The following is a 26,350-nucleotide window of genomic DNA, read 5'->3' on the forward strand; positions in this document are numbered from 1 at the left end:
ACTGGCGGCGGCTCGGCGCGTGCACCCGGCGTCTCGCCCCGCGCCGGCGGCACTTCGGCGCGCGCCGGCGGCAGGCGGGACTCCTCCGGCCGGCGACCGGCGCCGGACGCCGCGTCACCGGTCACCGCGGCAGCCCTGCGCCCTTCAGGCGAGCGGCCGCCGGGTGGCGTGGCGGGTGGCAGCGCCGTGCGCGCCGGCGCCGGCGCGGTGGCGACGATGCTGCGGCGAGCTGTAGCCTCCGCCGGCGCGGCAGGCTTCAGCTGCGCGCGCTGCGCTTCGTCGATCGGCACGCCCGGCTTGGCCGTCAGCTGTCGCAGCTGCTCGGTGAAAGGCACCGGCGTCGGCGGCGGCGCCGTGCGCACGACGACCGCACGCTCGCGCGTCGGCGGCTTGGCGCTGGCGTCGCGGGCGCCGCCCTGCACACTTTGCCGCACCGGCGCCAGCGCGGCCACCGGCGCCACAGGCGCTCTCAGCACCGCATCGCGCGACAGCGGCAGCGCGGCTCGACCGACCGGCTGCGACTGCACAAAGGCCTGCGTCGGCACGGCGACCACGGCGCCCGGCACCCGCTGGTTGGCATAACGCTGATTGACGATGGTGGTGTTCTGCGTGACGTTGATGGTGTTGTAGACGTTCGTGATGACCGTCGGCGCGATCACCGCATTGCTGCGATTGATGGTGTCGAAGTAGCGGCGACTCACCGGATACGCCGGCCGATAGACTTCGCGCGGCCCCAGTGGGAACCAGCCCACCGCGGGGCTGCTGCCGCCGACCGACAGCGAGATCTGGAAGTTGCTGCCCCCGACGAACGCCACCAGCGCCGGTGCATACACCGCGCGCTCGCGGCGCGGGCCGGGCACCCAGGCCCATCCGCCCGCGATGTAGGCCCAGCGGCCATAGTGCGACACCGCATAGCCCCAGGGCGCGTCATCGACCCAGGTCCAGCCCCAGGGGTCGATCCACGACCAGTGACCGTCCCGGTACGGCGTCCAGCCGGCGACCACGCGGGTCGGCACCCAGACATTGCCGTAGCTCGGATCGACACGCCAGGTGCCGTTCCCATCGAGGTCTTCGTAGCCGACAACTTCACTCGACACGTAGCGAGCGGAGACCGCCCTGTCGGCGCGGCGATCGCGCTCGTTGGACCAGCGATCCAGGTCGTCCGCGCGCTGCGGCGCCCAGTCCTCGTGGTCGGACAGATCGGCGCCATAGAAGCGGTAGCCCTGGCGGGACGTGACCGTATACGACGCCCTGTCGCCATACACCTCGCCCTCGCCGCTGTGCACCATCACCGCCGTCGCGTCGTCGTTGGCGTCGACCTCGATGCGGTAGAGGCCGGGCCGGCGCAGTGTGAACGCGAGATTGGGCGTGGCGACCTCGAAAGTCTGCCGGGGTCCCAGGTTGCGCAGGCGCAGCTTCAGCGTGCCTTGCGCCAGCTGCACCTGCGTGATGCGGTCATCGAGATTGAGCACGGTGACGCTGGTCGATGCGCCCATGCGCATCGCCGCGCCGCCGATCTGCAGTTCGGCACGCGAGTCGGCCTCGGTCCACAGGCGGTCGCCGGTGGTCAGCGGCCGGTTGACGTTGGCTTGCACCCAATCGGGTTGACCCGCCGGCGACAAACTCACGGTGCCGCCGATGTAGCCCAGACGCGCGGCGCGCGAGGGCGGCTCGGCAGCCACCAGGCCGCCGAACATCAGCGCCAGGGCACCGGCCAGCACCCGCAGCGGGCGTCGAAGGAGCGAGGCTTGCATGGTGATCACTTTCAAAAGCCGAATTCACGGCGGGCTTGCCACACCGGGAGCCTGTGGCCTCGGTCAGTCGTGGCGATGACGGGGCTGATCGGCTTGGCGGCCCTCGCCGCCCTTGCCACGGTCATGGCCGCGGCCGCGTTCGTGGTCGCCGCGATGGCCACGGTCATCGTGCTTGTCCCAACCGCGGTGGTGTCCGTGGTGCCTGCCCGGGTGTTCGGCCTGATAGCGCTCACGCACCCACTGGTCCCGCACGAAGTAGACGGGTTGGCCGCAGGCGTTGTAGCGGCCGCAGTAGCGGCGCCAGTCGCGCTGATGCGGCGTTGGCACGTACAGGTAGATCGGCTGCCGCTCCACGCGGTACTGCGGCTGCGCGATGATCACCGGCTGCGGCAGCACCAGGGCCGGCGCGGGCAAATCGCCGATGTTGATGCGGCCATAGACACCGGGCTGATGGATGCCGATGGAGATCCCGACGCTGGGTTGCGCCAGGGCCGGGCTGATCGCGCAGGCGGCGAGCGCTAAGACGATGAGTTTGTTCATGGCTGCCATGCTGCCCCCCGCCGCCCGGCAGATGTAGCAGCCTGTGTCCTGACTTGACGTAGGCCATGCCCTACGGCGGCGCCCCCCGGGCAGCGCCGCGGAGCGCGCTACTTCTTGCCGGCGCTGCGCAGGTGGATGGACCACAGCCGCGCCAGGTCGGCCGTGCCGTCGTTGCCCTGGACCGCGGCCAAGGTCTTCAGCGCATCGTCGTTGCGGCCCAGGCGGGCCTGCAGCATGCCCAGGCGCAGCTGGGCCTCGTCGGCGCGGCGCAGGCCGCCCTTGGCGATGCCTTGTTCGACCAGGCCCAGGCCGCGCTCGGTGGCGCCGGTGCCGGCCACGGCCAGGCCCAGCGACACCAGCGCATTGCCGTCCTTGGCGCTGCGTGCCGCAGCCTCGCCTTCGGCCAGCTGCTTCTGGTCGGCCGCCGCGGCCTTGGTCGCCTGCTCGCGCAGCTTCTGGTGCGCTGCGGCATCCTTGCCCTTGCCGAACAGGCCGGCCACGTAGCCTTCGTCCATCAGCTTCTGCGCTTCACCGGGCAGGCCGGCGAGCAAGGCGCGCTGGGCCATGTCGGCCTGCTCGTCGCCTTCCAGCGTCAGGCCCACCGCGCGCTGCAGGCGGTAGGCGTCCAGCCGCAGCCGGTCTTCGGCAAAGCCGGGCTTGCGCGTGGTGCGCGCGATCAGCTCGGCCCAGTAGTCCAGCGTGCCGTAGTACTGCGTCAGCTTTTCCAGCGCGGCGTTGTAGCCGGCAGTGTCCTTGAGCTTGTTGTTGCTGACGGCCATCACCTTCAGCATCACCTCGGTCGGCGGGCGGCCGGCGGCTTCGTCGGCCTGCACCAGTTGCTGTGCTTCCTTCAGCGCGCCGGCCGGGTCGTTCTGCTCGACCAGCAGCGTGGCCAGCCGCCGGCGCAGCGCCGCGTCGCTGCCGCCCAGCTCGCGGTAGGCCTGCAGCAGGCGCAGCGAACGGGCGTTGTCGGTGAGCTGCAGCGAGATCTTGGTGGCCACCTCGGTGATCGGCAGGCGGTCGGCCGCCGGCAGCAGCGGCGAGGCCAGCGCGGTGTCGAAACTGCTCAGCGCCAGCGGCATGTCACCGGCGGTGAAGGCCGCCACGGCCTTGATGCGCACGGTGTTGTAGGCCTCTTCCGGCGTCAGGTTGGGCTGCGCCTCGGCTTCGGCCACGCGGGCCAACGCTTCCTTGCCGGCGGCGGCGTCCTTGCCTTTCAGCGCGTCCTGCGCGGCGACCAGCGCCTTGCGCACCTCGGGCCGCAGCACCGGGCCGGCCGGCGCACTGGCAGCGGCGGCAGGCGCTGTCTGCGCTGCGGCGGGGGCCGCGGCAGCCGCCACCAGCAAAGCCGTCAGCGAAGACACCAGGGAAGACGTCAGCGCCGGGCGCCGGTGCGAGAAGGCGTTTGTGAACATGCCGTGGATCCTGGGGCAGGCCCATGAAAAGTGAAGGGCGAGAGTGTAGGCCGCCCGGCCCGGCGCTCAGCCGGCCCGGGCGGCGCTTCTGTACCAGCGTGTGAGCGCCGCTTCGTGGTGGCGCGCCCGCTCCGCGCCCTGTGGCAACCAGCGTGCCGGGCTGGCGGCGGCGCGCGAGGCGAAATCGAGCCAGGCCACATGGCGCCGCAGCACGCGCTGCTGGCGGTGGCCTATCAGCGGGTTGAACAGCCCCAGCCGCGAGAACAGCTGGCGCGGGTTCTTCTTGACCCACAGCCAGGAGCCCATCTCCAGCGTCAGCGGCAGCAACACATGCTCGTGCGGCGCGGCCAGCACCAGGTGGTCCCACAGGTCGCCATGCGCCCGGTACTGCCGGCTTTGCGGCTCCAGGATGTAGGGGTGGTGCGGCAGCGACTGGTCCATCAGCTCGCCCAGCGCGTGCAGCGCCGCCAGCTGCGGCATCGGCCGCGCGGTGTGGGCAAACGGAAACCACAGCCGGTCGTGCAGGCCGAAGCCGGAATGGCAGTCCACCACCAGGCTGAACGCACGCGGCAGCAGCTCGGCCCGCACCGCGTCGCACAGCGCCTGGGCTTCGGGCTGCATCGGCGCGCCCAGCGGCCCGCGGTACCAGGGCAGGCCGGGGCCGATGCGGTGGCCACCGACCAGCCAGGGCCCGGCTTCGTCGCTGTCCACCGGCGCGTTGCGCATCAGGTCCACGCCCTGCGGGTTGGCGCGTGTGCCCAGCCGCAGCCCGCCGGGGTTGACCAGCGGCATCAGCACGATGCGCATCTGCTCGAGCTGGCGGTGCAGCGTTTCGTCCCAGCGCAGCCGCATCACCAGGCTGCGCAAGTAAGCCAGCGCCACCTCGGCGCCGATGCGCTCCAACCCGTGCACGCCGCCGAACACGCCGAAGGCCGGCAGCCCGGGCGCCGGGTTGCCCAGCGTCAGCAACCACACCGGCAGGCGCTCGGTGCCGAGATCGACCTCGCAGACCACGCGCGACTGCAGCCAGCTGCCGCCCTGCACGATCAGGCGCTGCAGTTCGTCCAGTTCGGGCAGCGGCGGCGGGGGCGGGGTGGTGGGCACGGGCAACGCGCGAGCCTAGCGCCGGCGCGTGACAGTTCGCCGCTCAGCGGAACCCGGGCATGATCGACGCCTCCGCCGCTGCACTGCCGACACCTCACCATGCTGCTCGACACCATTGAACTCCACCCTGCGGCCACCCCGGTGGCCAGCGTCATCGTGCTGCACGGCCTGGGCGCCGATGGCAGCGACTTCCTGCCGATGTGCGACGAGCTGGACCTGTCCGCGGTAGGCCCGGTGCGCTACGTGCTGCCGCGTGCCACGGTGCGGCCGGTGACGGTGAACGGCGGCTACCGCATGCGCGCCTGGTACGACATCACCGGCGCGGACCTGACACGCCGCGAGGACGAAGCCGGCCTGCGTGAATCGATGCGCCAGGTGCATGCGCTGATCGGCCGCGAGGTGGCGCGCGGCATCCCGGCGCAGCGCATCGTGCTGGCCGGTTTTTCGCAAGGCTGCGCGATGACACTGCTGGCCGGCCTGCGCCACCCGGAGCGGCTGGCGGGCCTGGCCGGGCTGTCAGGCTACCTGCCGCTGCCCGAGACCACCGCCGCCGAATGCCACCCGGCCAACCGCAACGTGCCGATCTTCCTGGCCCATGGCCGCAACGACGGCGTGGTGCCGCTGGCCCGCGGCGCCGCCTCGCGCGACGCGCTGCAGGCCATGGGCTATGCGCTGGAATGGCACGAGTACCCGATGGAGCATTCGGTGTGCATCGAGGAGATCAAGGCGCTGCAGCAGTGGTTGCTGCAAGCCCTCGCCTAGCGTCTCGAGTGCCGTCACCGCGCCGTCACACACGGCGGCTACGGTGCAAGGCACTTGTTTGCCAGGAGCCGCCCCATGCTCACGCACCCACCGCACCTCGTCGTTACACGGCCCATGCTGGCGCTGGCCGGTGCCTGGCTCGTCGGCCTGCGCGAATGGCTGGCGCTGGCGCGTGCGCGCCGGCATCAGGCGCGGGCCGCGAAGTAGCGATCAAAGCGGGCCTGATGCGCCGCAGGGGCTCGGGCCGGCGGTCTCGAAGTCGATCACGGCAACGGCCGTGATGGCGGCTTCAGGCCAAATGCGTCAAAAGAGCGGCCAGGAAATCCGGCTGCCACCCAGCAGGAGGCCCGCTACGCTTCCTGCCGCTCGGCGACAGGACTGAGCCCGGTCGGCACGAAGACCGATTCCCGCCCGACGCTCACGCGATCGGCTTGCGATAGAACACCCGATCGAAACCGGCTTGCGCCCTGCGGTCGTACTCCAGATAGCCGATCTTCGGGTAGAGCACCTGGTTCTCGGTCATTCTGGAGTTCGTGCACAGATAGATCGACCGGAAGCCCCGGCGCGCAGCCTCGGCCTCGGCAAACTGCAGCAGGGCGCGGCCGACGCCCGTGCCCCGATGGCCGGGGCCGACGGCCACGGTATCGATGTAGAACCCCTCGTCGGTCTCGTACTGCACCAGCACGCCCACCAGCTCGGTGCCCCGCTCTGCCACCCAGACGCGATGGGCATCGATCAGGGCCGGAAAGTCCAGCAGCATCGGCGCCGGCGGCTTGCCGATGCGCACGAGGTACGGCTCGAACGCAGCGTGCACGCAGGCCTGAACGGCAGGTGCGTCGGCAAGGTGTGCAAACCGGATGTCGGTTGCGGCGGTGGACGGTGTGTTCATGCTGGCTGGCGTTTGATCAGGCGTGGTCCGCGCCCGCGGGCTTCACGGGAAACCTCGTGGCCGGCCGATGGTACGGGACAGGCCGCACCAACCCCACGCACCCCGGCATACCAGCACGGCCGATGGCCGCGTCAGCGCCAATGGCATCTGCCGGCGGCGCATTGCCAGCCCCCGCGCTCGGCGTTATCGTGTTCTGCTTGACCTCTATGATCCACCGCCCCGCGGCTGAGCGGGCCGTCATCAGCCGTCCCCGACTGTTGAGGAGATCGATCATGCAACTCCTGCCCGGCAAGTTCGTCTGGTTCGAACACCAGTCGCCCGACGTGGCCGCGGCCCGTCGTTTCTACGATGAGCTGTTCGGCTGGCACACCGAGATGATGCCCATGGGTGAGCAGCGCTATCCGCTGATCATGAACGGCAGCGCCGGCATCGGCGGCTTCACCGCGCTGGCGGCCGGCAGCGCATCGCCGCAATGGCGCAGCTACCTGTCGGTGGCCGATGTGGATGCGAGTTATCGCCTGGCGATCGTCGCCGGCGCGAAGAGCCTGCAAGGCCCCACGGATTTCGGCGAGGTCGGCCGCGGTGCGGTGATCCAGGATCCCACTGGCGCCGCCGTCGCGCTGTGGACCAGCAGCCAGGGCGACCACCCCGACGTGCCGCAGGCCCCTGTCGGCAACTTCTGCTGGACCGAGCTGAGCACGCCCGACGCGCGCCGCGCGCTGGCCTTCTACGAGCAGGTCTTTGGCTATGGCCACCAGACCGAAACCATGCCGCAAGGCCAGTACCACCTGCTGACCAAGGACGGCCAGCAGCGCGGCGGCCTGATGCAATGCCCCGACGCCAAGGCGCCGGCGAAGTGGCTACCCTATGTGGCGGTGGCCAGCGCCGAAGACACGCTGGCCAAGGCCGAGAGCCTGGGCGCCCGCAGCCTGATGTCGCTGCACGACGTGCCCCATGTCGGCCGCATGGGCATGTTGACCGACCCGCAAGGCGCCAGCATCGCCTTCATCCAACTGCTGCCGCTCGCAGCCTGAGCCCGCCCTTACCGGAGACCCCTGCATGCCCACCTTGAACGTCAATGGCAACCCGCGCCAGCACGATGCCGAACCCGAGACCCCGCTGCTGTGGGTACTGCGCGAGCAGCTCGGCCTCACCGGCACCAAGTACGGCTGCGGCATCGCAGCCTGCGGGGCCTGCACCGTGCACATCGACGGCGTGGCCACGCGCTCCTGCGTGCGGCCGGTCTCGACCATCGGCGCGAAGGAGAAGGTGGTGACCATCGAGGGCCTGTCGCCCAAGGCCAGCAACGCCTTGCAAAAGGCCTGGGCCGAGCTCGACGTGCCGCAATGCGGCTTCTGCCAGAGCGGCATGCTGATGGCCGCCGCCGCGCTGCTGAAAGCCAAGCCCCAGCCCAGCGACCAGGACATCGACGAGCACATGACCAACATCTGCCGCTGCGGCACCTACAACCGCGTGCGCGCGGCGATCAAGCTGGCGGCCAAGGGAGGTGTGGCATGAGCGCCGCGATGCTGTCCCGGCGGCAGTTCGTCGCCACCAGCACCGCCGCGGCCGGCGGCCTGATGCTGGGCTTTCACGTGCCGGCGCTGCCCAAGACCGCGCTGAACCCCGAGATCAATGCCTGGGTGCTGATCCAGTCGGACGACACCATCATCGTGCGCATCGCGCGCAGCGAAATGGGCCAGGGCTCGCTGACCGGCCTGGCCCAGTTGGTGGCCGAAGAGCTCGAAGCCGACTGGTCCAAGGTGCGCACCGAGTACCCGACCCCCGGCCAGAACCTTGCGCGCAACCGCGCCTGGGGCAATTTCTCCACCGGCGGCAGCCGCGGCGTGCGCGAGTCGCACGACTACGTGCGCAAGGGCGGTGCCGCCGCGCGTTTGATGCTGGTGCAGGCCGCCGCCGACGGCTGGAACGTGCCGGTGGCCGAGTGCAGCGCGAAGAACAGCGTCGTCACCCACACGCCCAGCGGCAAGCGCCTCAGCTACGGCAAACTGGCCGCCGCGGCCGGCAAGCTGACGCCGCCCACCGAGGTCCCGCTGAAGGACCCCAAGACCTGGACCATCGCCGGCAAGCCGGTCAAGCGCCTGGACACGGCCGAGAAGCTCAACGGCAAGCAGGTCTACGGCATGGACCTGAAGCTGCCCGGCATGCTGAACGCGGCCATCCGCGACTGCCCGATCGTCGGCGGCAAGCTGAAGTCCTTCGACGCCGCGTCGATCGCTGGCAAGCCCGGCGTCAAGAAGGTCGTGAAGATCGGCGACACCGGCGTCGCGGTGATCGCCGACACCTGGTGGCGCGCCAAGTCCGCGCTCGATGCACTGACGATCGAATGGGACGAAGGCCCGCACGCCAAGCTGTCCAGCGCCGACATCGCGACGATGCTCAAGGCCGGGCTGGACGCCAACGATGCGGTGGTCGGCCACAGCGCCGGCAATGCCGCCGAAGCGCTGACCGGCGCGGCCCGCACCATCGAGGCGGTCTACAGCTACCCGTACCAGAACCACGCGACGATGGAGGTGATGAACGCCACCGCGCGCTTCACGCCGGCCGCCGGCAGTACCGCCGCGCGCTGCGAGGTCTGGACGCCGACGCAGAACGGCGAATCCGCGCTCGCCGCCGCGGCCGAAGCCTCGGGCCTGCCGCCCGCGCAATGCGAGGTCTACAAGATCCACCTCGGCGGCGGTTTCGGCCGGCGCGGCGCGACCGACTGGATCCGGCAGGTCGTGGAAATCGCCAAGGCGATGCCGGGCACGCCGGTCAAGCTGATCTGGAGCCGCGAAGAAGACATGCTGCACGGCTTCTACCACCCGGTGACGATGTGCAAGATGAAAGCCGGGCTGGACGCGCAGGGCCAGTTGCAGGCGCTGCACATGCGCATCTCCGGCCAATCGATCCTGGCCGGGCTGTTCCCGCAGAACATCCGCGATGGCCGCGACCCGGTCGTCTTCCAGGGCCTGAACAAGGGCGGTGCCGAGGGCGCTTTCGGTTATGCGGTGCCGCACCTGATGGTCGACCATGCGATGCGCAACCCGCCGGTGCGCCCGGGCTTCTGGCGCGGCGTGAACCTGAACCACAACGCGATCTATGTCGAGTGCTTCCTCGACGAGGTCGCGCACGCGACGAAGCAAGACCCGCTGGTGCTGCGCCGGCAGCTGCTGGCTGGCTCGCCCAAGCACCTGGCGGTGCTGAACGCGGTGGCCGAACGTGCCGGCTGGGACAAGCCGGCCGCGCCGGTCAACGGCCAGACTGTGCACCGCGGCCTGGCGCAGATCATGGGCTTCGGCAGTTATGTCGCGGCCTGTGCCGAGGTGTCGGTCAGCCCGGCCGGCGAGTTGAAGATCCATCGCATCGTCGCCGCCACCGACCCTGGCCATGCGGTGAACCCGCAGCAGATCGAGGCCCAGGTCGAGGGCTCCTTCGCCTATGGCCTGTCGGCGGCGCTGTTCGGTGAATGCACGCTGAAAGATGGGCGCATGCAGCAGACCAACTTCGACACGTACCCGCCGCTGCTGCTGGCGCAGATGCCCAAGGTCGAGACCATCGTGATGCCCTCCGGCGGCTTCTGGGGCGGCGTCGGCGAGCCGACCATCGCGGTGGCCGCGCCGGCGGTGCTGAACGCGATCTTCGCCGCCACCGGGCAGCGCATCCGCGAGCTGCCGCTGAAGCAGCAGTCGCTCAAACGTGCATGAACTCGCGCGGCGAAGGTGGCGCTTGGCTTCGTTTCTCGCGGTGTCGGCGTTGAGTAGCGGCCTGACCACCACGCTGGCGTTGGCGGCCGATGCCGCGCGGGGCGCGGCCATCGTCAACAGCCGCAGCCAGGGGCTGTGCCTGCTGTGCCACCGCGGGCCTGGCGTGCCGGAGCATTTGCAAGGCACGCTGGCGCCGGACCTGGCCGGTGCCGGCAGCCGCTGGACGGCGGACGAACTGCGGCAGCGCTTGCGGGAACCGCAGCGCTTCAACCCGGACAGCATCATGCCGGCGTATGGCCGCGTGGCCGATGCCGGCAGCGGCCTGCAGCGTGTGGCGCCGGCCTGGCGCGGCAAGCCGCTGCTCGACGCACAGCAGATCGAGGATGTCGTGGCTTACCTGGGCACGCTGAAATGACCGCCCCCGAAGCGCCTTCGGCGCCTCCCCCCAGGGGGCGCCGCCAGCGGCCCGGCAGAGCCGGATCCGCGGCGGCCGCTTGGGTTGACCGCCGCTTGCTGCTGGCCGCCGGCGCGCTGTCGCTGCTGCCGCGCCCGGCCCACGCGCTGTCGCCCGAGTTGCAAGCCACCGTGCGTGCCTGGTCCGGCGGCACCCTGCCGCGTGAAGCGCGCGTGCTGCTGGACATCGCGCCGCTGGTCGAGAACGGCAATGCGGTGCCGATCCGGATCACCGTGGAATCGCCGATGACGGCCGCGTCGTTCGTGCAGGAGATCGTGGTCTTCAATGAACGCAACCCGCAGCGCGACGTGGCGCGTTTCACGCTCAGCCCGGCCAACGGCCGCGCCGACGTGTCCACCCGCATCCGTCTGGCCACCTCGCAGCAGCTGATCGCGCTGGCCCGGTTGAACGACGGCAGCCTGTGGTCGCACAGCGTCGACGTGGTGGTCACCCTGGCCGCGTGCATCGAGGGCTAGCATGGCACGCACGCTGATCCATGTGCCGGCGAACCCGAAGCGCGGCGAGGTGATCGAGCTGCGCGTCACGCTGGCCCATGCGATGGAGACCGGCTACCGGCCGGACGCACAGGGCCAGGTGCTGCCGCGCGACATCGTCACGCAGTTCAGCTGCAGCTTCGACGGCCAGCCGGTGTTCAGCGCCCAGCTCTACCCGGCGATCGCCGCCAACCCCTACCTCGCCTTCAGCTGGCGCGTGGCGGGCAGCGGCACGCTGAGCTTCAGCTGGGAAGGCGACAACGGCTTTCGCCAGACCGAGACGGTGGCCGTTCGCGCGACATGAAGGCTGGCGGCCTGCTGGTCCTGCTGCTGGCCGGTGCGGCAAGCCTTGCCGCCCAGCCACGCCGCTCGGGCTACGACGACATGAGCCCTGCCTTGCAGGCCATGCAGCGCGACGAGACACAGAACCCCGCGATGCTGTGGGTGCGCGAGGGCGAAGCACTGTGGTCGCAGGCCGCCGCCAACGGCCGCAGCTGCGCCGGCTGCCATGCCGGCGACGCGGCGCCCGGCGGCAGCCTGCAAGGCGTCGCCGCGCGTTACCCGCGCTACGACACCGGCCGACAGAGGCCGCTCACTTTGGCCGCTCGCATCGACCAATGCCGCCAGCAGCACCAGCAGGCAGCACCGCAGGCCACCGACGGCCCGCAGGTGCTGGCCCTCACCGCCGCGCTGACCTGGCAGTCCCGCGGCCTGCCGCTGGCGCCCGACAGCGATGCACGACTCGACGCCTGGCAACAGCGCGGCCGGCAGCTGTTCCAGCAACGCTTCGGCCAATTGAACCTGGCCTGCACGCACTGCCACGAGCAGCGCGCCGGCCAGCGCCTGGGCGGCGCGCTGATCCCGCAGGCCCACCCGACCGGCGTGCCCAGCTACCGCCTGGAGTGGCAGGACCTGGGCTCGCTGCAGCGCCGCCTGCGCAGCTGCCTGGTGGGCGTGCGCGCCGAACCCTTCGCCCCCGGCGCCGACGAATGGCTGGCGCTCGAAGTCTTTCTCGTGCGCCGGGCCGCCGGCATGGCGGTGGAGGGCGCGGCGGTGCGGCCGTGAGGGGCGGCACGGTGCGCATCGTTTTGACAGGGCGACGCTGTTGGCCTATGCTTTGGCATATGCCAACTGCCAAGGGGGGCAAACCCGTGTCCACTGAACGCCATGCATCGCTGTTCCGCAACGGCCGCAACCAGGCCGTGCGGATCCCGCGCGAGTTCGAGTTGGAGGGCACCGAAGTGCTCATGCGCAAGGAAGGCGATAGCCTGATCATCACGCCCATCCGAAAGTCGCGGCTGCTGGCCGTGCTGGCGCAAATGGAGCCGCTGGATGAGGACTTCCCGGACATCGAGGACCTGCCACCGCCGCCGATGGAAGCGCTCTGATGGGATCGCTTCGCTACTTGCTGGATACCAACATCCTCTCAGCGCTGGCACGCGAACCACAGGGGAGCGCATACGCGGCCTTGAACAAGCGCTTGCCAGATACGGCGTGCACGAGCATCGTGGTGGCCTCCGAAATTCACTTCGGCCTGCAGCGCGGCGCTTCGGCACGGGTGCGGCAGCAAATGGACATCATTCTCTCGGCCATCGACATCCTGCCATTCGAAGCCCCAGCCGATGTGCACTACGGCGAAATCCGCGCGCACCTCGAGAAGTCGGGCACACCCATTGGCGCCAACGACCTCTTCATCGCTGCACACGCGCGCGCGCTGGGTTTGACCTTGGTGACCCATAACCTGCGTGAGTTCCAGCGCGTGCCCGGCTTGCAGGTCGAGGACTGGATCGGCGAAAACACCTGAGCACCGATCCCACGGTCTTCAGGAAGTCACCGCAGCACCGCGCGCCAGCAAGGTCGCAAACCCCGCCGCGTCGATGTTGGCGCCGCAGACGATCAGCCCGACCTTGCGGCCATCGAGTTGCGCGCGCAGCGGCCCCATCAGCGCGGCCGTCGCGGTGGCCGCGGCCGGCTCGACCGCCAGCTTCATGTCGCGGAACAGCCAGTGCAGCGCCTGGCACAGCGCGTCGTCGCTGACGCGCACCATCTCGTCGACGAAGCGCCGGCACACGCCGTAGCTGTAGGGCAGCGCATACGGCGCGCCCAGGCTGTCGGCGACGGTGTCGACACGCGCCAGCGTCGCCACGCGGCCTTGTTCGAAGCTGCGCGACATCGCATCGGCGCCGACCGGCTCGACCCCGTAGACGCGGCAGGCGGGGTTGATCTGCTTCACCGCCGCGGCGATGCCGCCGGCCAGCCCGCCGCCGCCCACCGGCACGATCACCGCGTCCAGCCCCGGCACCTGCGCCATCAGCTCCAGCCCGACGGTGCCGGTGCCCAACGCGGTGAGCGGCCCGTCGAAGGGGTGAATCATCGTGCGGCCCTCGTCGGCCACCAGCGCCTGCGCGGCAGCGAAGGCGTCGTGCACGGTGTCGAACAGCAGCACCTCGGCGCCGTCGGCGCGGCAGGCCTCGATGCGCGCCGGGCTGGCATGGCGCGGCATGCACAGCTTGGCGCCGGTGCCGGCGGCTCGCGCCGCATGGGCCGCCGCCATCGCATGGTTGCCGGCACTGGCGGCCACCACGCCCCGCTGCAATGCAGCGTTATCGAGCGCGGCAATCGCCGTCAGCGCACCGCGCAGCTTGAAGGTGCCGGTGCGCTGCAGCAGCTCCAGCTTCAGCCACACCTCGGTGCTCGCTGACAGGCGTTGTTCGACGATGCCGGTGCGCCAGCGCCAGACCGGCGTTTCGAGCACGCGGCCGCGCAGGCGTTGCGCATTCGCGCGCAGCGCATCGAGGGAGGGATAGGGGGTGGACGACAGCAGGTCGTCTTCGGCACAGGCTTGCACGGCACATTTCCTTGGCTTGATCGGAGGGGGCGGACGACGTTTGTCGTCGGCCTGGCGGCACCTTTTCAGGCGCGCAGCGGCAGCGTTACGGATCGCCAAGCACCGGCCCTCGCGGGCCGCAGCTCAACGACCCGGCCGAATTCGAATCAAGCCTTGCGTGACAGTGGTAATGGCCAGCGCTTGCGCGCGCACGCCCGCGTCCGCAACAAGGCGGTCAGCAGGGGCGTGGGGAACGAAGGCCATGCCGCGATGATCGCACAGCTTCAGGCCGGCGCCGGGCCGCCATCTCAGCCGGACAGGGCCTGCGCGAAGTCGGCCTGCAGGTCCGCCAGGGTCTCGATGCCGACCGACAGCCGCACCATGCCGTCGCTGACGCCCATCTCGGCGCGGCGCTCCGGTCCCATCTCCCAGAAGATGGTCTGCGCCACCGGAATGGCCAGCGTGCGTGTGTCGGACAAGTGGCTGGACAGGATCACCACGCGCAGCCGGTCCAGCACCGCCATCACGTCGTGTTCGGGCCGCAGTTCGAAGCTCAGCAAGGCCCCGTACTGCCCGCCAAACAGCGCGGCCGCGCGGCCATGCTGCGGGTGACTGGACAGGCCCGGGTAGTGCACCCGCTGCACCTGCGGCTGCTCGGCCAGCCAGCGCGCCATGGCCAGTGCGTTGGCGTTGGTGGCGGCAACCCGCAGGCCCAGCGTCTCGGCGCCGATGGCGATGCGGTGGGCGTCCTCGGCGCGCAGCGTGGCGCCCATGTCGCGCAGGCCCTTCTTGCGGATCTGCTGCAGGCCCCAGCCGGCGGGGTCGCCGACCCGGTAGCTGTCGGCGATGTGCGGGTAGTGCTGCCAGTCGAACAAGCCGGTGTCGCAGACCGCGCCGCCCATCACCTGGCCATGGCCGCCGATGCCCTTGGCCAGCGAATGCACCACCAGCGAAGCGCCGACGCGGCGCGGGCGGAACAGCACCGGCGTGGTCATCGTGTTGTCGACGACGTAGACCAGGCCGCGTTCGGCGCACAGCGCGCCGATGCCGGCCAAGTCGGCCACCTGCGTGCCCGGGTTGGCGATGGTTTCGACGAAGACCAGCCGCGTGCTCGGCTGCACCGCGGCGGCCACCGCGGCGGCCTCGGTGGCGTCGACGAAACTGATTGCCACGCCCAGGCCGGCCAGCGTGGTGAACAGGCTGTGCGTGTTGCCGAACAGGTAGCGGCTGGCCACCACATGGTCGCCGGCCTTCAGCAAGGTCAGCATCACGCCGGCGATCGCCGCCATGCCGGTGGAGAAGACCGCGGTCGCCCGTGCATCCTCCAGCATCGACAACTTGGCTTCGAGCGCCGAGCCGGTCGGGTTGCCCTGGCGGGCGTACACATGGCCAGTCTTCCGGCCCTGGAACACCGCGACCAGCTCGGCGGTGTTCGGGTACGCAAAGGTCGCCGCCGGGTGCATCGGCTTGTGTACGGCGCCATGCTCGGGACTGCCGCGGCGGTCGGCGTGCAGCAGGCGGGTCAGGGTGTCTTCGGTGTCGGGCCGGGGGTCGGTCGGTGAGCTCATGCTGCATTTTCGCGCAGCAGCGCCGCACTCACGCACCGGGCTTGGCCTTCAGCCCGTAGCGGCTGAACTTGTCGACCACCACGGCAATCTCCGCCTCGTCCAGCAGCACCGGGCCGCCCAGCTGCAGGCTCATCACGTACTGCTGGGCCAGTGTCTCGATCTCGCGCGCGAGCCACATCGCGCGCGGCAGGTCCCGCTCGAAGGCCAGCAAGCCGTGGTTGGCCAGCAAGCAGGCCTTGCGGTCCTGCAGCGCCAGCACGGCGGCCTGCGACAGGGCTTCACTGCCGTAGGTGTGGTACGGCGCACAGCGGATCGTCGGGCCGCCGGCTGCGGCAATCATGTAGTGCAGCGGCGGAATCTCCTGGCGGCGGATCGCCAGCACCGTGGCATAGGTCGGGTGGCCATGCACCACCGCGCCGGCTTCGGGCCGCGCCTGGTACACCGCCTGGTGCATGCGCCACTCGGACGAGGGCTCCAGCGCGTGCTGCCATTGCCCGTCGTCACCGACGAAGACCATGTCTTCGGGCTGCAGCGTGTCGTAGGCGATGCCGCTGGGCGTGATCAGCAGGCCGCCGGCCACGCGCACGCTCAGGTTGCCCGAGCTGCCGGTGGCCAGGCCCAGCGGAATCAGGCGCCGGGCTTCGTGCGCCAGCTGTTCTCGGGGGTCGGGGATCAGCGCTGTCATCGGTCGGCTCCTGAGGTTCTAGGGGGAAAGGCGCCGGGCTTACAGGATGTTGCATGGCCGCTCACTTCAACCGGCATGCCACCATGCCATAGTCGCCCGCGCAAAATTCCAAACAGGAGGGCAGATGCCGCAACTCAGTGGCCCGGTCTGGGTCAATCGCTTTCCCACCAGCACCAGTGTCAGCGATCTCAGCGCGGGCTTCGCCGCCTCGGTCAACAACTTCATCGCGGCGCTGGAAGCCGGCGGCGCCAGCGTATCGATCGCCGCCACGCTGCGACCGCCGCAGCGGGCCCACCTGATGCACTATGCCTGGAAGGTCGGCCGCGAGAGCATGGACCCGGCCACGGTACCGGCAATGGCCGGCGTCGACATCGACTGGGTGCACCGCAACCGCCGCGGCCAGGCCGATCTGACGGCTTCGCGCTCCGCCGCGCTGGGCATGGTCGGTTTGTATGGCATCGTCTACGCGCCGGCGCTGGCTTCGCGCCACACCGAGGGCCGGGCCATCGACATGACGATCTCCAACTACGTCAACCACACCGTCACCGACGGCGGCCGCAGCGCGGTGCGCATCACCAGCGCCGCGGCTCTGCACACCGTGGGGGCCAGCTTCGGCGTGATCAAGCTGGTTTCGGATCCGCCGCACTGGTCGGACGATGGGCACTGAATGCAAACATACACCGCACGCCTGATGAAGATTGCCGCCGCCAAGCGCCTACGCCGGGCGATGAGTTCGAGGGCGCTGATGGCGACGCTCATCGCAGCGCTCATCCCGGCCGCGGCCTCGGCCACACCCTCGGCCAGCGACTGGTTCGCGCTGGCCGACCTGCGCCATCCGGACGGCCGTGCCACGCTGCTGGTTGCCGAGGGCGATGCCGCGCCGCCAGCGCGGGACTTGCGCTATCTGCGGCTGTCTGGCAGCGGTGCGGCGCGCATCGAATGCTGCCTGCGGCCTCTGGCGGGCCAGACAGGCCACACGGGCCAGGCCGACAAGACGGCAGCGCCGTCGGCCGAGGGCATGGCCGCAGCCGAACAGTTGGCGGCCGATGGCAGTGGCAGCGCGCTGCGCCCCTACCCGGCGCGCGTGCGCCCGGCCCCGCGTGAAGGCGCCATTGCGCTGGCGCTGGGCAGCCGCTCGGCGTCGGTCAAGCGCTTGTCGCCGCAGCAGCTGATCGTGCGCTGGCCACACAAGCTGCAAACGCTCCGCATCACCCACTGCCTCAGCACCGAAGGCCTGCATGTCTGGCTGGCCCATGCCGCCGAGCCGGTGCGCCACCTCTACCTGCACCTGGGCATGGAGGTGGCCGCCAATTGCCCGGCCGAGCTGCTGGCCGCCGGCACGCCGGCCGCCGCCGCGTCAGCGCCGAAGTAGTCCTGCCTCAGGGCTTCAACACCTTGGCCACCGGCGTCGCGCGCAGCCGGTGCGCCTGCGGCAGCCCGCTGCCCAGCAGCGGCCGCAGGTAGTGGCGGAAAGCGTCGGTCACATCGTTGCCGCTGTCGCTGATGAAGGCATCGTCCATCACCCGGGTCTTGCCGGCCACCGTCTCCAGCGGCACCAGCGCGTAGTTCACTGCGTAGTCGCCGCAACGCTGGATCGCCACCGAGCCATTGCGCTCACCCCACATCGCGAACTGCACCGCTCGTTCGCCGACCTCGCGCGCTTCGCGCTGGTCCACCTCGCTGACGCAGCCGAGGAAGCTGCGCTGCACGTAACCGAAGGTGTCGCCGCGCACACGCTTGATGCCGAGCCTTGACTTGATCTGCTCGCACAGCAGATCGGCCAGCGCACCGGTGCCCGACAACTGCACATTACCGTGCGCATCGCGCTCGACCTGCGACGACAGCTGCGCGGCAATCGCTTCGCCACTGGCATCGTGGATGCCTTCGGACACCGCGATCACGCAGCGGCCGTGGCGTTCCTGCACCGCCTTCACATCGGCCAGGAAGCTGTCCAGCACGAAGGTGCGTTCGGGCAGGTAGATCAGGTGCGGCCCGTCGTCCGGGTACTTCTTGGCCAGCGCCGAGGCGGCGGTCAGGAAACCGGCATGGCGGCCCATCACCACCGCCACGTAGACGCCCGGCAGCGCCGCGTTGTCGAGGTTGGCGCCGGCAAAGGCCTGCACGACGAAGCGAGCGGCGGACGGGAAGCCCGGCGTGTGGTCGTTGCCGACCAGGTCGTTGTCGATGGTCTTCGGGATGTGGATGCAGCGCAGCGGGTAGTTGGCCTTGGCCGCTTCGTCGGCGACGATGCGCACGGTGTCCGACGAATCGTTGCCGCCGATGTAGAAGAAGTGGCCGATGCCGTGCGCCTTCAGCGCGGTGAAGATCTTCTGGCAATACGCCAGGTCGGGCTTGTCGCGGGTGGAGCCGAGTGCCGACGCCGGCGTCGCGGCCACCAGCTCCAGGTTGGCATCGGTTTCCTGGGTCAGGTCGACGAAGTCTTCGTTGACGATGCCGCGCACGCCATGCCGCGCGCCGTACACCCGCGCGATGCCGGGGTGGCGCCGCGCTTCCTGCACCACGCCGACCAGCGACTGGTTGATCACCGCGGTCGGGCCGCCACCCTGGGCGACCAGGATCTTGCCGGGGCTTGTGCTCATGGCCAATGTTCCTCCATCAGCGCCGCCGCGGCGCCTTGAAGTGGATAGCGTAGCGCCTCCCGCCGACACCGTCGTGGTTTCCAGGTGTCGGGCTGGTGCATCATTGCCACTGGCCGCGTCACTGGCGCGGCAGACCTGAGGAGTCATGATGGTGCGATCCTTCCAGCGCGGTGTGCGGCAAGCCGTGATGACCTTGCTGGCCGCCACGCTGGCCGCCGGCGCCTGCGCGCAATCCCCCAGCCCGGCCGCGGCACAGCGCCTGCGCATCGTCGGCGGCCTGGCCGGCGTGAACCAGTACACCCGGCATGAAGAGCCGTTCTGGACCACCGAGCTGACGCGCCTGACCAACGGCCAGCTCAGCGCCGAGATCGTGCCCTTCGACCGTGCCGGCATCCGCGGCCAGGAAATGCTGCAGCTGATGCAGCTGGGCGTGGTGCCTTTCGGCACCGCCATCCTGAGCCAGAGCGCCATCGCCGAACCGATGATTGCCGCGCCCGACCTGGCCGGGCTGAACCCCGACATCGCCACGCTGCGCCGCACCGTCGCCGCCTACCGGCCGCAGCTGGAAAAAACGCTGCGCGAGCGCCACGGCATCGAGCTGCTCGCCGTCTACACCTACCCGGCGCAGGTGCTGTTCTGCAAGAAGCCCTTCACCGGCCTGGCCGACCTGGGCAAGCGCCGCATCCGCGTCTCCAGCCCGCCGCAGGCCGACTGGGTCGAGGCACTGGGCGCCGTGCCGGTCAGTGTCAGCTTCGCCGGCATCGTCGACGCGGTGCGCGCCGGCAACATCGATTGCGCGATCACCGGCACCATGTCGGGCAACACCATCGGCCTGCACGAGCTCACCAGCCACGTGCACTCGATGGCGGTGAACTGGGGCCTGGCGCTGTTCGGCGCCAACCAGGCCGCCTGGAAGGCGCTGAGCCCGCCGCTGCGCGAGCTGCTGACGCGTGAACTGCCGAAGCTGGAACAGGCGATCTGGGCCGAGTCCGAACGCGAAACCGGCGAGGGCCTGGCCTGCAACACCAGCGCCGCCGGTTGCGTCAGCGGCAAGCGCGGCCAGATGGCAGAGGTACGCGCCACGCCGGAAGACGACAAGCGCCGGCGCCAGATCTTCGCCACCACCGTGCTGCCGCGCTGGGTGCAGCGCTGCGGCCCGGGCTGCGCCGAGGTCTGGAACCAGACCCTGGGCCCGCAACTGGGCATCACGGCGCCTGCGCGCTAGGGCCGGCCCGGCGCATGAAACGCCTGCAACGCACCTTGTGGACGGCCACCGGCCTGCTGGCGCTGGCCATTGCCGCCGCAGCCGTGGCACTGGTGATCTTCCAGCGCCAGCAGGCGCTGCGTGAAGGCGAGATGCGCGCGCTGCACTTCGTGGCCGGCGCCGAGGCCGCGGTGAACCGCAGCTTCGTCGGTGTCGACGTGCTGCTGGCCGGGCTGAACGAGGTGCTGGCCGAGGCCCGCGGCACCGAAGGCTCGCTGGACCTGCCGGCGATCGAACGCCATCTGGTGCGCTTGAACCACCAGATGCTGGGCGTGCGCGACCTGGCCTTGCTGGACGAGCAGGGTCAGGTGCTCGCCGCCGCCGAACCCGGCACCCGCCGCCTCGGTGTGCGGCTGCCCGAAGGCCTGCTGCAGCAGGTGCTCGCGCAGCCCGCCGCGGGGCTGATGATCAGCCCGCCGGTGGTCAACTTCGCCAACGCCGAACGCTCGCTGTACTTTGTGCGACCGGTGTCGCTGCCCGGCGAGCGCCGCGGCCTGGTGGTGGCCGAAGTGCCGGTGCCGCTGATCGAGACCATGCTGCCGCAGGCGGTGGGTACGCCCGGCCTGGTGGCCACGCTGGAGCGCGACGACGGCCTGCTGCTGGCCAGCAACCCGGCCAACGAGCAGTTCAGCGGCCAGCGCCTGCCCACGCCGCTGCCCGCGGCCTCGGCCACCGGCCAGGCCTTCCGCGGCCCGGCGCGGCTGAACGGCGAGCCGGCCATCATCGTCGCGCGGCCCATCATCTATCGCCAGGTGCGCGTGGTGGCCAGCATCCCGCTGAGCGCCGCGCTGGCCGATTGGCCGCGCACCAGCCTGGTCATCGGCGGCATCGCGCTGGCCTTCATCGCCACGCTGATCGGTGCCGCGTCCTTTGCGCATTGGGACCTCGTGCGCCTGAACCGCATCCGACGCGAACTGGCAAGCTCCAAGGCCACGCTCGAGCATGCGCTGGGTTCGATGCACGACGGCTTCCTGCTGCAGGATGCGCAAGACCAGGTGGTGGCCTGGAACCAGCGCTATGTCGAGCTGTTCCCGTGGCTGGCCGGCGTGATGGCGCCCGGCGTCAGCGCACGCGCCGTGGCCGAAGCCGCCGCCGGCGCGCTGCTGGCCGACGGCAGCGAGGAAGAGCGCTGCGCCTGGGTCGACGCGCGCCTGGCCAAGGCCCGCGATGGCAACGGCATCCATTCGCAGACCCTGCCCGACGGCCGCATCGTGCACACCATCGAGCGCCGCACCACCGATGGCGGCATCGTCAGCGTGTTCCGCGACATCACCGCCGCCGAAAGCGAACTGGCGCAGGTGAAAGAAGCGGCCGAAGCGGCCAGCAAGGCGAAATCGCGCTTCCTGGCCGCGATGAGCCACGAGATCCGCACGCCGCTGAATGCGGTGCTGGGCATGAATGGCCTGCTGCTGGCCAGCCCGCTGAATGCCGAACAGCGCCACCATGCCGAGTTGATCCGCAGCTCGGGCCAGAGCCTGCTGGCGATCATCAACGACATCCTCGATCTGTCGAAGATCGAAGCCGGCCGCATGCAGCTGGAGATCGTCGATTTCCTGCTGCGCGACACCATCGAGGAAGTGGTCACGCTGCTGCGCGTGCGGGCCGAGGCCAAGGGCTTGTCGCTCGGGCTGCAGCTGCCCACCGACCTGCCCGAGGTGGTGCGCGGCGACCCGAGCCGGCTGCGCCAGGTGCTGTTCAACCTGGTGGGCAACGGCCTGAAGTTCACCGAAGCCGGTCGGGTGGACGTGGCCGTGCAGCACCAGCGCGTGGACGGCGAGCACGAGCTGCGCGTCACCGTCAGCGACACCGGCATCGGCATCGACGCTGAGGTGCTGCCCAAGCTCTTCGAGCGCTTCAGCCAGGCCGACACCTCCACCGCGCGGCGTTACGGCGGCACCGGGCTGGGCCTGGCGATCAGCCGCGAGATCGTCGAGCTGATGCACGGCAGCATCACCGTGCACAGCGAGCCCGGCGCCGGCAGCCGCTTCATCGTCACGCTGCGCATGGCCGCCGCCGGCCCCGGCGACACCAGCAGCCTGGCGCCGGCCCACGACGCGATGCCGCCGCCCGCCGAGCGCGCGCTGCGCATCCTGGTGGCCGAGGACAACGGCGTGAACCAGATCCTGATCAAGGCCATGCTCGACCAGCAAGGCCACTTCAGCGACGTCGTGGCCGACGGCATCGAGGTGCTGCGCCAGGTGCAGGCGGCACAGTACGACCTGGTGCTGATGGACATCCAGATGCCCGAGATGGATGGCCAGGCCGCGGCCCAGGCCATCCGCGCGCTCCCCGGCCCGCTGGGCCGGCTGCCGATCATCGCGATGACGGCCAATGCGATGCCCGAAGAGCGCAAGGCCTACCTCGCCGCCGGCATGAACGACCATGTGACCAAGCCGATCAACCCGCGGCTGCTGGCCGAGGCGATCGTGCGCAACACCACACCAGCCACGTCGATGGTCGGCTAGGCCTGCTGCCGAGCCGGCATGGCGACCGCCGCGCGCCCGGCCGTGGATCGTCAAATTAGTTGACATCTAAAGTATTCAGGCCTAAATTTCGGGTCTCGTCTGGAGACCTGCACATGCGCATCACCTGCCTCGGCGGCGGCCCTGCCGGCCTGTATTTCGCGCTATTGATGAAAAAGCGCAACCCGGCGCACGAGGTGACGTTGATCGAACGCAACCGCGCCGACGACACCTTCGGCTGGGGCGTGGTGTTCTCTGACCAGACGCTGGGCGCGCTGCAACAGGCCGACCCGGAAACGGCGCAGCAGATCCTCGATGCGTTCAACCACTGGGACGACATCGCCGTGCACATCGGCGGCCAGCGCATCGTCTCCGGCGGCCATGGCTTCTGCGGCATCGGCCGCATGCGGCTGCTGCACATCCTGCAGGCGCGCTGCCGCGCGCTGGGCGTGGACCTGCGCTTCGGCACCGAAGCGCCGGACGACAGCCAGATCGACGCCGACCTGGTCATCGCCTGCGACGGCCTGAACAGCCGCGTGCGGCAGAAGTACGCCGCCACCTACCAGCCCGACATCGACCTGCGCGCCTGCCGCTTCGTCTGGCTGGGCACGCACAAGCTGTTCGACGCCTTCACCTTCGATTTCCAGCACACGCCGCACGGCTGGTTCCAGGCCCATGCCTACCGCTTCGACGACGAGACCTCCACCTTCATCGTCGAGGCGCCTGAAAGCGTGTGGCGCGCCGCCGGGCTGGAAGACATGAGCAAGGAAGACGGCATCGCCTTCTGCGAAAAGCTCTTCGCCCAGGTGCTGGACGGCCACACGCTGATGTCCAACGCCTCGCACCTGCGCGGCTCGGCGCAGTGGATCCGCTTCCCGCGCGTGGTCTGCAAGACCTGGGTGCACTACGGCGGCCCGCACGGCAAGACGCCGGTGGTGCTGATGGGCGACGCGGCGCACACCGCGCATTTTTCGATCGGCTCGGGCACCAAGCTGGCGCTGGAAGACGCCATCGCGCTGGAGCGCGACATCAACGCGCATCCGGGCGACTTGCGCGCCGCGCTGGACGAGTACCAGGCCACGCGCAGCATCGAGGTGCTGCGCATCCAGAATGCCGCGCGCAATTCCACCGAGTGGTTCGAGAACGTCGCCCGCTACACCGCGCTGCCGCCGCAGCAGTTCGCCTATTCGCTGCTGACGCGCAGCCAGCGCATCAGCCACGAAAACCTGCGCCTGCGCGACAAGGCCTACGTCGAAGGCTTCGAAGACTGGATTGCCGAACGCGCCGGCCTCACGCGGCAGCCGCCGCAGGGCGCCATCCCGCCGATGTTCACGCCGTTCACGCTGCGCTCGGTGACGCTGAAGAACCGCATCATCGTCTCGCCGATGGCGCAGTACTCGGCTGATGACGGCATTCCCGGCGACCACCACCTGGTGCACCTGGGCGCCCGTGCGCTGGGCGGCGCGGCGCTGGTGATGGCCGAGATGACCTGCCCCTCGGCCGACGCCCGCATCACCCCGGCCTGCCCGGGGCTGTGGAACACCACGCAGCGCGACGCCTGGGCGCGCATCGTGAACTTCGTGCACAACCAGCCCGGCGTGAAGATCGGCCTGCAGCTGGGCCACGCCGGCGCCAAGGGCTCGACCAAGGCCATGTGGGACGGCATCGACCAGCCATTGGACCGCGGCAACTGGCCGCTGATCTCGGCCTCGCCGCAGCAGTACCTGGACGGCATCAGCCAATGGTCGCGGCCGATGACCCGCGCCGACATGGACACCGTGCGCGACGAGTTCGTCGCCGCCACGCGTCGCGCGGCCGAGGCCGGCTTCGACTGGCTGGAGCTGCATTGCGCGCATGGCTACCTGCTGTCCTCGTTCATCTCGCCGCTGACCAACCAGCGCAGCGACGACTATGGCGGAACCCTCGCCAACCGCCTGCGCTACCCGCTGGAGGTGTTCAACGCGATGCGCGCGGTGTGGCCGCAGCAGCTGCCGATGTCGGTGCGCATCTCGGCGCACGACTGGGTCGAGGGCGGCATCACGCCGGACGATGCGATCGAGATCGCGCGGGCCTTCAAGACGGCCGGCGCGGACATGATCGACTGCTCGTCCGGCCAGGTCAGCAAGGCCGAGCGGCCGACCTTCGGGCGCATGTGGCAGACGCCGTTCGCCGACCGCGTCCGCAATGAAGCCGGTATCGCAACGATCGCGGTCGGCGGCATCACCGAAGCCGACCATGTGAACTCGATCATCGCGGCCGGGCGCGCCGACTTGTGCGCCTTGGCGCGGCCGCACCTGGCGAACCCGGCCTGGGCCTTGAACGAGGCGGCGCGCATCGGCTATGCGGAAATGACCTGGCCGGTGCAGTACCTGAGCGGCAAGAGTCAGCTGGAACGTAACCTGGAACGTGAGCGGGCGCAGGCAGCACAGGCGGCTGGCTTGTCGGCACTGGAGCAGGCGAATCGCGCGCTGGGGGTTTGAAGACACATGAAGAAGCTCTCTGACACCGACATCGGCCTTGAAGCCCGCGCCGGCATCGACGACCACGCGACGCTGAAGCTGTGGCTGCGCCTGCTCGCCTGCAGCACGCAGATCGAAACCGAAATCCGCCGACGGCTGCGCACCCGATTCGGCATCACCCTCTCGCGGTTCGACTACCTCGCGCAACTGCACCGCCACCCCGAAGGCCTGCGCATGAACGCGCTGTCGCGTTACCTGATGGTGACCGGCGGCAACATCACCGGCCTGACCGACGAGCTGGAAAAGGAAGGTCTGGTCCAGCGCGACGCGGTAGCACAAGACCGCCGCGCCTTCGTGCTGACGCTCACGCCGGCCGGCCGGGCCAGCTTCGACAGCATGGCCAGCGAACACGAGGGCTGGATCATCGAATTGATGGGCGGCCTGAAAGCCGCCGAACGCAAGACCCTGCACACCCTGCTCGGCACGCTGCGCCTGACCATCGCGCAGCAGCAGGACAAGGACCGGCAGGACAACGCTTCCCTCTCCACCGACGAGGCCGCATGAGCCAAGACATCGCCCCCCCACGCCTCGACCCGGCGCTGGCCGCCGGCAACCGCCGCCACCTGGCCGCTTATGATGCGCGTCATTTCCAATGGCAGGTCCAGGGCAGCGTCGCGACGATCACGCTGAACCGCCCCGAACGCAAGAACCCGCTGACCTTCGCCTCCTACGCCGAACTGCGCGACCTGTTCGCCGCGCTGCGCCATGCCGACGATGTGCATGCCGTCGTGCTGCACGGCGCCGGCGGCAACTTTTGCTCCGGCGGTGACGTGCACGAGATCATCGGCCCGCTGGTGCGGCTGAAGGCGCCCGAGTTGCTGATGTTCACGCGCATGACCGGCGATCTGGTGAAAGCCATGCGCGCCTGCCCGCAACCCATCGTCGCGGCGATCGACGGCGTCTGCGCCGGTGCCGGCGCGATCCTGGCGATGGCCAGCGACCTGCGCCTGGGCACCGCCCGCTCGAAGACCGCGTTCCTGTTCAACCGCGTCGGCCTGGCCGGCTGCGACATGGGCGCCTGCGCGGTGCTGCCCCGCCTCATCGGCCAGGGCCGCGCCAGCGAACTGCTGTACACCGGCCGCGCACTCGGCGGCGAGCAGGGCCTGCAATGGGGCTTCTTCAACCGCCTGTGCGAACCCGAAGCGCTGCTCGCCGAAGCGCAGGCCCTGGCCGCCGACATCGCCGCCGGCCCCAGCTTTGCCAACGGCATCACCAAGACCATGCTGCACCAGGAATGGACCATGACGGTGGACCAGGCCATTGAAGCCGAGGCCCAGGCCCAGGCGCTGTGCATGCTGACCGAGGA

Annotated in this window: 27 protein-coding genes; 18 read left to right on the top strand and 9 right to left on the bottom strand. The window is 70.1% G+C overall.

Features of this window, described 5'->3' with window-relative positions; genetic code table 11:
* The 4 genes from VLK61_RS00335 to VLK61_RS00350 all read right to left on the bottom strand — a co-directional run.
* On the bottom strand, positions 1-1,754 hold a 1,754-nt coding region (locus tag VLK61_RS00335; RefSeq protein ID WP_325417134.1), incomplete at its 3' end, for a DUF6600 domain-containing protein.
* Positions 1,755-1,817: 63 nt separating this feature from the next.
* The gene (locus VLK61_RS00340; protein ID WP_325417136.1) at positions 1,818-2,294 is read right to left on the bottom strand and encodes a hypothetical protein; all 477 of its coding nucleotides are present in this window, start codon (positions 2,292-2,294) and stop codon (positions 1,818-1,820) included.
* 107 nt (positions 2,295-2,401) lie between these two features.
* Complete coding sequence (locus VLK61_RS00345; RefSeq protein WP_325417138.1) at positions 2,402-3,709, bottom strand: hypothetical protein; 1,308 nt, start codon at positions 3,707-3,709, stop codon at positions 2,402-2,404.
* Positions 3,710-3,775: 66 nt separating this feature from the next.
* Positions 3,776-4,813 (bottom strand): M14 family zinc carboxypeptidase, encoded by a 1,038-nt coding sequence (locus VLK61_RS00350; RefSeq protein ID WP_325417140.1) that lies wholly within the window; start codon positions 4,811-4,813, stop codon positions 3,776-3,778.
* Positions 4,814-4,912: 99 nt separating this feature from the next.
* Between VLK61_RS00350 and VLK61_RS00355 the strand changes: the two genes are divergently transcribed.
* Positions 4,913-5,575, top strand: coding sequence for an alpha/beta hydrolase (locus VLK61_RS00355; protein ID WP_325417142.1), 663 nt, complete (start codon positions 4,913-4,915; stop codon positions 5,573-5,575).
* A 75-nt stretch (positions 5,576-5,650) separates the two neighbouring features.
* Positions 5,651-5,782, top strand: coding sequence for a hypothetical protein (locus tag VLK61_RS00360; protein WP_325417144.1), 132 nt, complete (start codon positions 5,651-5,653; stop codon positions 5,780-5,782).
* Between the two features lie 211 nt (positions 5,783-5,993).
* On the opposite strand, the gene VLK61_RS00365 is transcribed toward VLK61_RS00360, so the two are convergent.
* Entirely contained in the window at positions 5,994-6,464 is a 471-nt protein-coding gene (locus VLK61_RS00365) for a GNAT family N-acetyltransferase (protein WP_325417146.1), read from the bottom strand.
* Between the two features lie 272 nt (positions 6,465-6,736).
* Here VLK61_RS00365 and VLK61_RS00370 point away from each other — a divergent pair, with 272 nt between their 5' ends.
* From VLK61_RS00370 to VLK61_RS00410, 9 genes are all read left to right on the top strand, one after another.
* Entirely contained in the window at positions 6,737-7,498 is a 762-nt protein-coding gene (locus VLK61_RS00370) for a VOC family protein (protein WP_325417148.1), read from the top strand.
* 25 nt (positions 7,499-7,523) lie between these two features.
* Positions 7,524-7,982 (top strand): (2Fe-2S)-binding protein, encoded by a 459-nt coding sequence (locus VLK61_RS00375; protein ID WP_325417150.1) that lies wholly within the window; start codon positions 7,524-7,526, stop codon positions 7,980-7,982.
* Entirely contained in the window at positions 7,979-10,171 is a 2,193-nt protein-coding gene (locus tag VLK61_RS00380) for a xanthine dehydrogenase family protein molybdopterin-binding subunit (protein ID WP_325417152.1), read from the top strand. The genes VLK61_RS00375 and VLK61_RS00380 overlap by 4 nt, the downstream gene beginning before the upstream one ends.
* A 22-nt stretch (positions 10,172-10,193) precedes the next feature.
* Positions 10,194-10,586 carry a sulfur oxidation c-type cytochrome SoxX gene (gene soxX / locus VLK61_RS00385; RefSeq protein ID WP_325417154.1) on the top strand — a complete coding sequence of 131 codons (393 nt, stop codon included), beginning with the start codon at positions 10,194-10,196 and terminating at the stop codon, positions 10,584-10,586.
* 95 nt (positions 10,587-10,681) lie between these two features.
* A complete protein-coding gene (locus VLK61_RS00390) occupies positions 10,682-11,101 on the top strand; it encodes a SoxY-related AACIE arm protein (RefSeq protein WP_325417156.1) in 420 nt (139 codons plus the stop codon).
* A gap of 1 nt (position 11,102) precedes the next feature.
* Positions 11,103-11,423 carry a thiosulfate oxidation carrier complex protein SoxZ gene (gene soxZ / locus VLK61_RS00395; protein ID WP_325417158.1) on the top strand — a complete coding sequence of 107 codons (321 nt, stop codon included), beginning with the start codon at positions 11,103-11,105 and terminating at the stop codon, positions 11,421-11,423.
* Complete coding sequence (gene soxA, locus VLK61_RS00400) at positions 11,420-12,184, top strand: sulfur oxidation c-type cytochrome SoxA (RefSeq protein WP_325417160.1); 765 nt, start codon at positions 11,420-11,422, stop codon at positions 12,182-12,184. The genes soxZ and soxA overlap by 4 nt, the downstream gene beginning before the upstream one ends.
* 86 nt (positions 12,185-12,270) lie before the next feature.
* Positions 12,271-12,507, top strand: a complete 237-nt coding sequence (locus VLK61_RS00405; RefSeq protein ID WP_414636729.1) for an antitoxin — start codon at positions 12,271-12,273, stop codon at positions 12,505-12,507.
* Complete coding sequence (locus VLK61_RS00410; protein ID WP_325417163.1) at positions 12,507-12,923, top strand: type II toxin-antitoxin system VapC family toxin; 417 nt, start codon at positions 12,507-12,509, stop codon at positions 12,921-12,923. Before VLK61_RS00405 ends, VLK61_RS00410 begins: the two co-directional genes overlap by 1 nt.
* An 18-nt stretch (positions 12,924-12,941) precedes the next feature.
* Here VLK61_RS00410 and VLK61_RS00415 read toward each other — a convergent pair whose 3' ends face one another.
* The 3 genes from VLK61_RS00415 to VLK61_RS00425 form a co-directional block, all read right to left on the bottom strand.
* Positions 12,942-13,967 carry a threonine ammonia-lyase gene (locus VLK61_RS00415; protein WP_325417165.1) on the bottom strand — a complete coding sequence of 342 codons (1,026 nt, stop codon included), beginning with the start codon at positions 13,965-13,967 and terminating at the stop codon, positions 12,942-12,944.
* Positions 13,968-14,254: 287 nt separating this feature from the next.
* A complete protein-coding gene (locus VLK61_RS00420; protein WP_325417166.1) occupies positions 14,255-15,514 on the bottom strand; it encodes a cystathionine gamma-synthase family protein in 1,260 nt (419 codons plus the stop codon).
* Positions 15,515-15,542: 28 nt separating this feature from the next.
* Complete coding sequence (locus VLK61_RS00425; protein ID WP_325417167.1) at positions 15,543-16,199, bottom strand: class II aldolase/adducin family protein; 657 nt, start codon at positions 16,197-16,199, stop codon at positions 15,543-15,545.
* Between the two features lie 124 nt (positions 16,200-16,323).
* On the opposite strand from VLK61_RS00425, the gene VLK61_RS00430 reads away from it, so the two are divergent.
* The gene (locus VLK61_RS00430; protein WP_325417169.1) at positions 16,324-16,866 is read left to right on the top strand and encodes a hypothetical protein; all 543 of its coding nucleotides are present in this window, start codon (positions 16,324-16,326) and stop codon (positions 16,864-16,866) included.
* Entirely contained in the window at positions 16,867-17,571 is a 705-nt protein-coding gene (locus VLK61_RS00435) for a hypothetical protein (RefSeq protein ID WP_325417171.1), read from the top strand.
* 7 nt (positions 17,572-17,578) lie between these two features.
* On the opposite strand, the gene VLK61_RS00440 is transcribed toward VLK61_RS00435, so the two are convergent.
* On the bottom strand, positions 17,579-18,799 hold the full coding sequence (locus VLK61_RS00440) for a 6-phosphofructokinase (RefSeq protein WP_325417173.1): 1,221 nt from the start codon (positions 18,797-18,799) through the stop codon (positions 17,579-17,581).
* Positions 18,800-18,947: 148 nt separating this feature from the next.
* Here VLK61_RS00440 and VLK61_RS00445 point away from each other — a divergent pair, with 148 nt between their 5' ends.
* From VLK61_RS00445 to VLK61_RS00465, 5 genes are all read left to right on the top strand, one after another.
* A complete protein-coding gene (locus tag VLK61_RS00445) occupies positions 18,948-20,024 on the top strand; it encodes a TRAP transporter substrate-binding protein (protein WP_325417175.1) in 1,077 nt (358 codons plus the stop codon).
* Between the two features lie 14 nt (positions 20,025-20,038).
* Complete coding sequence (locus VLK61_RS00450; RefSeq protein ID WP_325417177.1) at positions 20,039-22,528, top strand: ATP-binding protein; 2,490 nt, start codon at positions 20,039-20,041, stop codon at positions 22,526-22,528.
* A gap of 113 nt (positions 22,529-22,641) precedes the next feature.
* Complete coding sequence (locus VLK61_RS00455; RefSeq protein WP_325417179.1) at positions 22,642-25,005, top strand: bifunctional salicylyl-CoA 5-hydroxylase/oxidoreductase; 2,364 nt, start codon at positions 22,642-22,644, stop codon at positions 25,003-25,005.
* Positions 25,006-25,011: 6 nt separating this feature from the next.
* A complete protein-coding gene (locus VLK61_RS00460) occupies positions 25,012-25,548 on the top strand; it encodes a MarR family winged helix-turn-helix transcriptional regulator (RefSeq protein WP_325417181.1) in 537 nt (178 codons plus the stop codon).
* A partial coding sequence (locus VLK61_RS00465; RefSeq protein WP_325417183.1) for an enoyl-CoA hydratase family protein occupies positions 25,545-26,350 on the top strand: 806 nt, incomplete at its 3' end. The genes VLK61_RS00460 and VLK61_RS00465, both read left to right, overlap by 4 nt.

The sequence above is a fragment of the Aquabacterium sp. genome (assembly GCF_035476535.1).
Lineage (GTDB): Bacteria > Pseudomonadota > Gammaproteobacteria > Burkholderiales > Burkholderiaceae_C > Pseudaquabacterium.

What these genes read in the sequence shown, in the direction of transcription:
- VLK61_RS00340 (WP_325417136.1), bottom strand. Translation starts at nt 2,294, where the DNA reads ATGAACAAACTCATCGTCTTAGCGCTCGCCGCCTGCGCGATCAGCCCG.
- VLK61_RS00345 (WP_325417138.1), bottom strand. Translation starts at nt 3,709, where the DNA reads ATGTTCACAAACGCCTTCTCGCACCGGCGCCCGGCGCTGACGTCTTCC.
- VLK61_RS00355 (WP_325417142.1), top strand. Translation starts at nt 4,913, where the DNA reads ATGCTGCTCGACACCATTGAACTCCACCCTGCGGCCACCCCGGTGGCC.
- VLK61_RS00360 (WP_325417144.1), top strand. Translation starts at nt 5,651, where the DNA reads ATGCTCACGCACCCACCGCACCTCGTCGTTACACGGCCCATGCTGGCG.
- VLK61_RS00365 (WP_325417146.1), bottom strand. Translation starts at nt 6,464, where the DNA reads ATGAACACACCGTCCACCGCCGCAACCGACATCCGGTTTGCACACCTT.
- VLK61_RS00370 (WP_325417148.1), top strand. Translation starts at nt 6,737, where the DNA reads ATGCAACTCCTGCCCGGCAAGTTCGTCTGGTTCGAACACCAGTCGCCC.
- VLK61_RS00375 (WP_325417150.1), top strand. Translation starts at nt 7,524, where the DNA reads ATGCCCACCTTGAACGTCAATGGCAACCCGCGCCAGCACGATGCCGAA.
- VLK61_RS00380 (WP_325417152.1), top strand. Translation starts at nt 7,979, where the DNA reads ATGAGCGCCGCGATGCTGTCCCGGCGGCAGTTCGTCGCCACCAGCACC.
- soxZ (WP_325417158.1), top strand. Translation starts at nt 11,103, where the DNA reads ATGGCACGCACGCTGATCCATGTGCCGGCGAACCCGAAGCGCGGCGAG.
- soxA (WP_325417160.1), top strand. Translation starts at nt 11,420, where the DNA reads ATGAAGGCTGGCGGCCTGCTGGTCCTGCTGCTGGCCGGTGCGGCAAGC.
- VLK61_RS00410 (WP_325417163.1), top strand. Translation starts at nt 12,507, where the DNA reads ATGGGATCGCTTCGCTACTTGCTGGATACCAACATCCTCTCAGCGCTG.
- VLK61_RS00420 (WP_325417166.1), bottom strand. Translation starts at nt 15,514, where the DNA reads ATGAGCTCACCGACCGACCCCCGGCCCGACACCGAAGACACCCTGACC.
- VLK61_RS00425 (WP_325417167.1), bottom strand. Translation starts at nt 16,199, where the DNA reads ATGACAGCGCTGATCCCCGACCCCCGAGAACAGCTGGCGCACGAAGCC.
- VLK61_RS00430 (WP_325417169.1), top strand. Translation starts at nt 16,324, where the DNA reads ATGCCGCAACTCAGTGGCCCGGTCTGGGTCAATCGCTTTCCCACCAGC.
- VLK61_RS00435 (WP_325417171.1), top strand. Translation starts at nt 16,867, where the DNA reads ATGCAAACATACACCGCACGCCTGATGAAGATTGCCGCCGCCAAGCGC.
- VLK61_RS00440 (WP_325417173.1), bottom strand. Translation starts at nt 18,799, where the DNA reads ATGAGCACAAGCCCCGGCAAGATCCTGGTCGCCCAGGGTGGCGGCCCG.
- VLK61_RS00445 (WP_325417175.1), top strand. Translation starts at nt 18,948, where the DNA reads ATGGTGCGATCCTTCCAGCGCGGTGTGCGGCAAGCCGTGATGACCTTG.
- VLK61_RS00450 (WP_325417177.1), top strand. Translation starts at nt 20,039, where the DNA reads ATGAAACGCCTGCAACGCACCTTGTGGACGGCCACCGGCCTGCTGGCG.
- VLK61_RS00455 (WP_325417179.1), top strand. Translation starts at nt 22,642, where the DNA reads ATGCGCATCACCTGCCTCGGCGGCGGCCCTGCCGGCCTGTATTTCGCG.
- VLK61_RS00460 (WP_325417181.1), top strand. Translation starts at nt 25,012, where the DNA reads ATGAAGAAGCTCTCTGACACCGACATCGGCCTTGAAGCCCGCGCCGGC.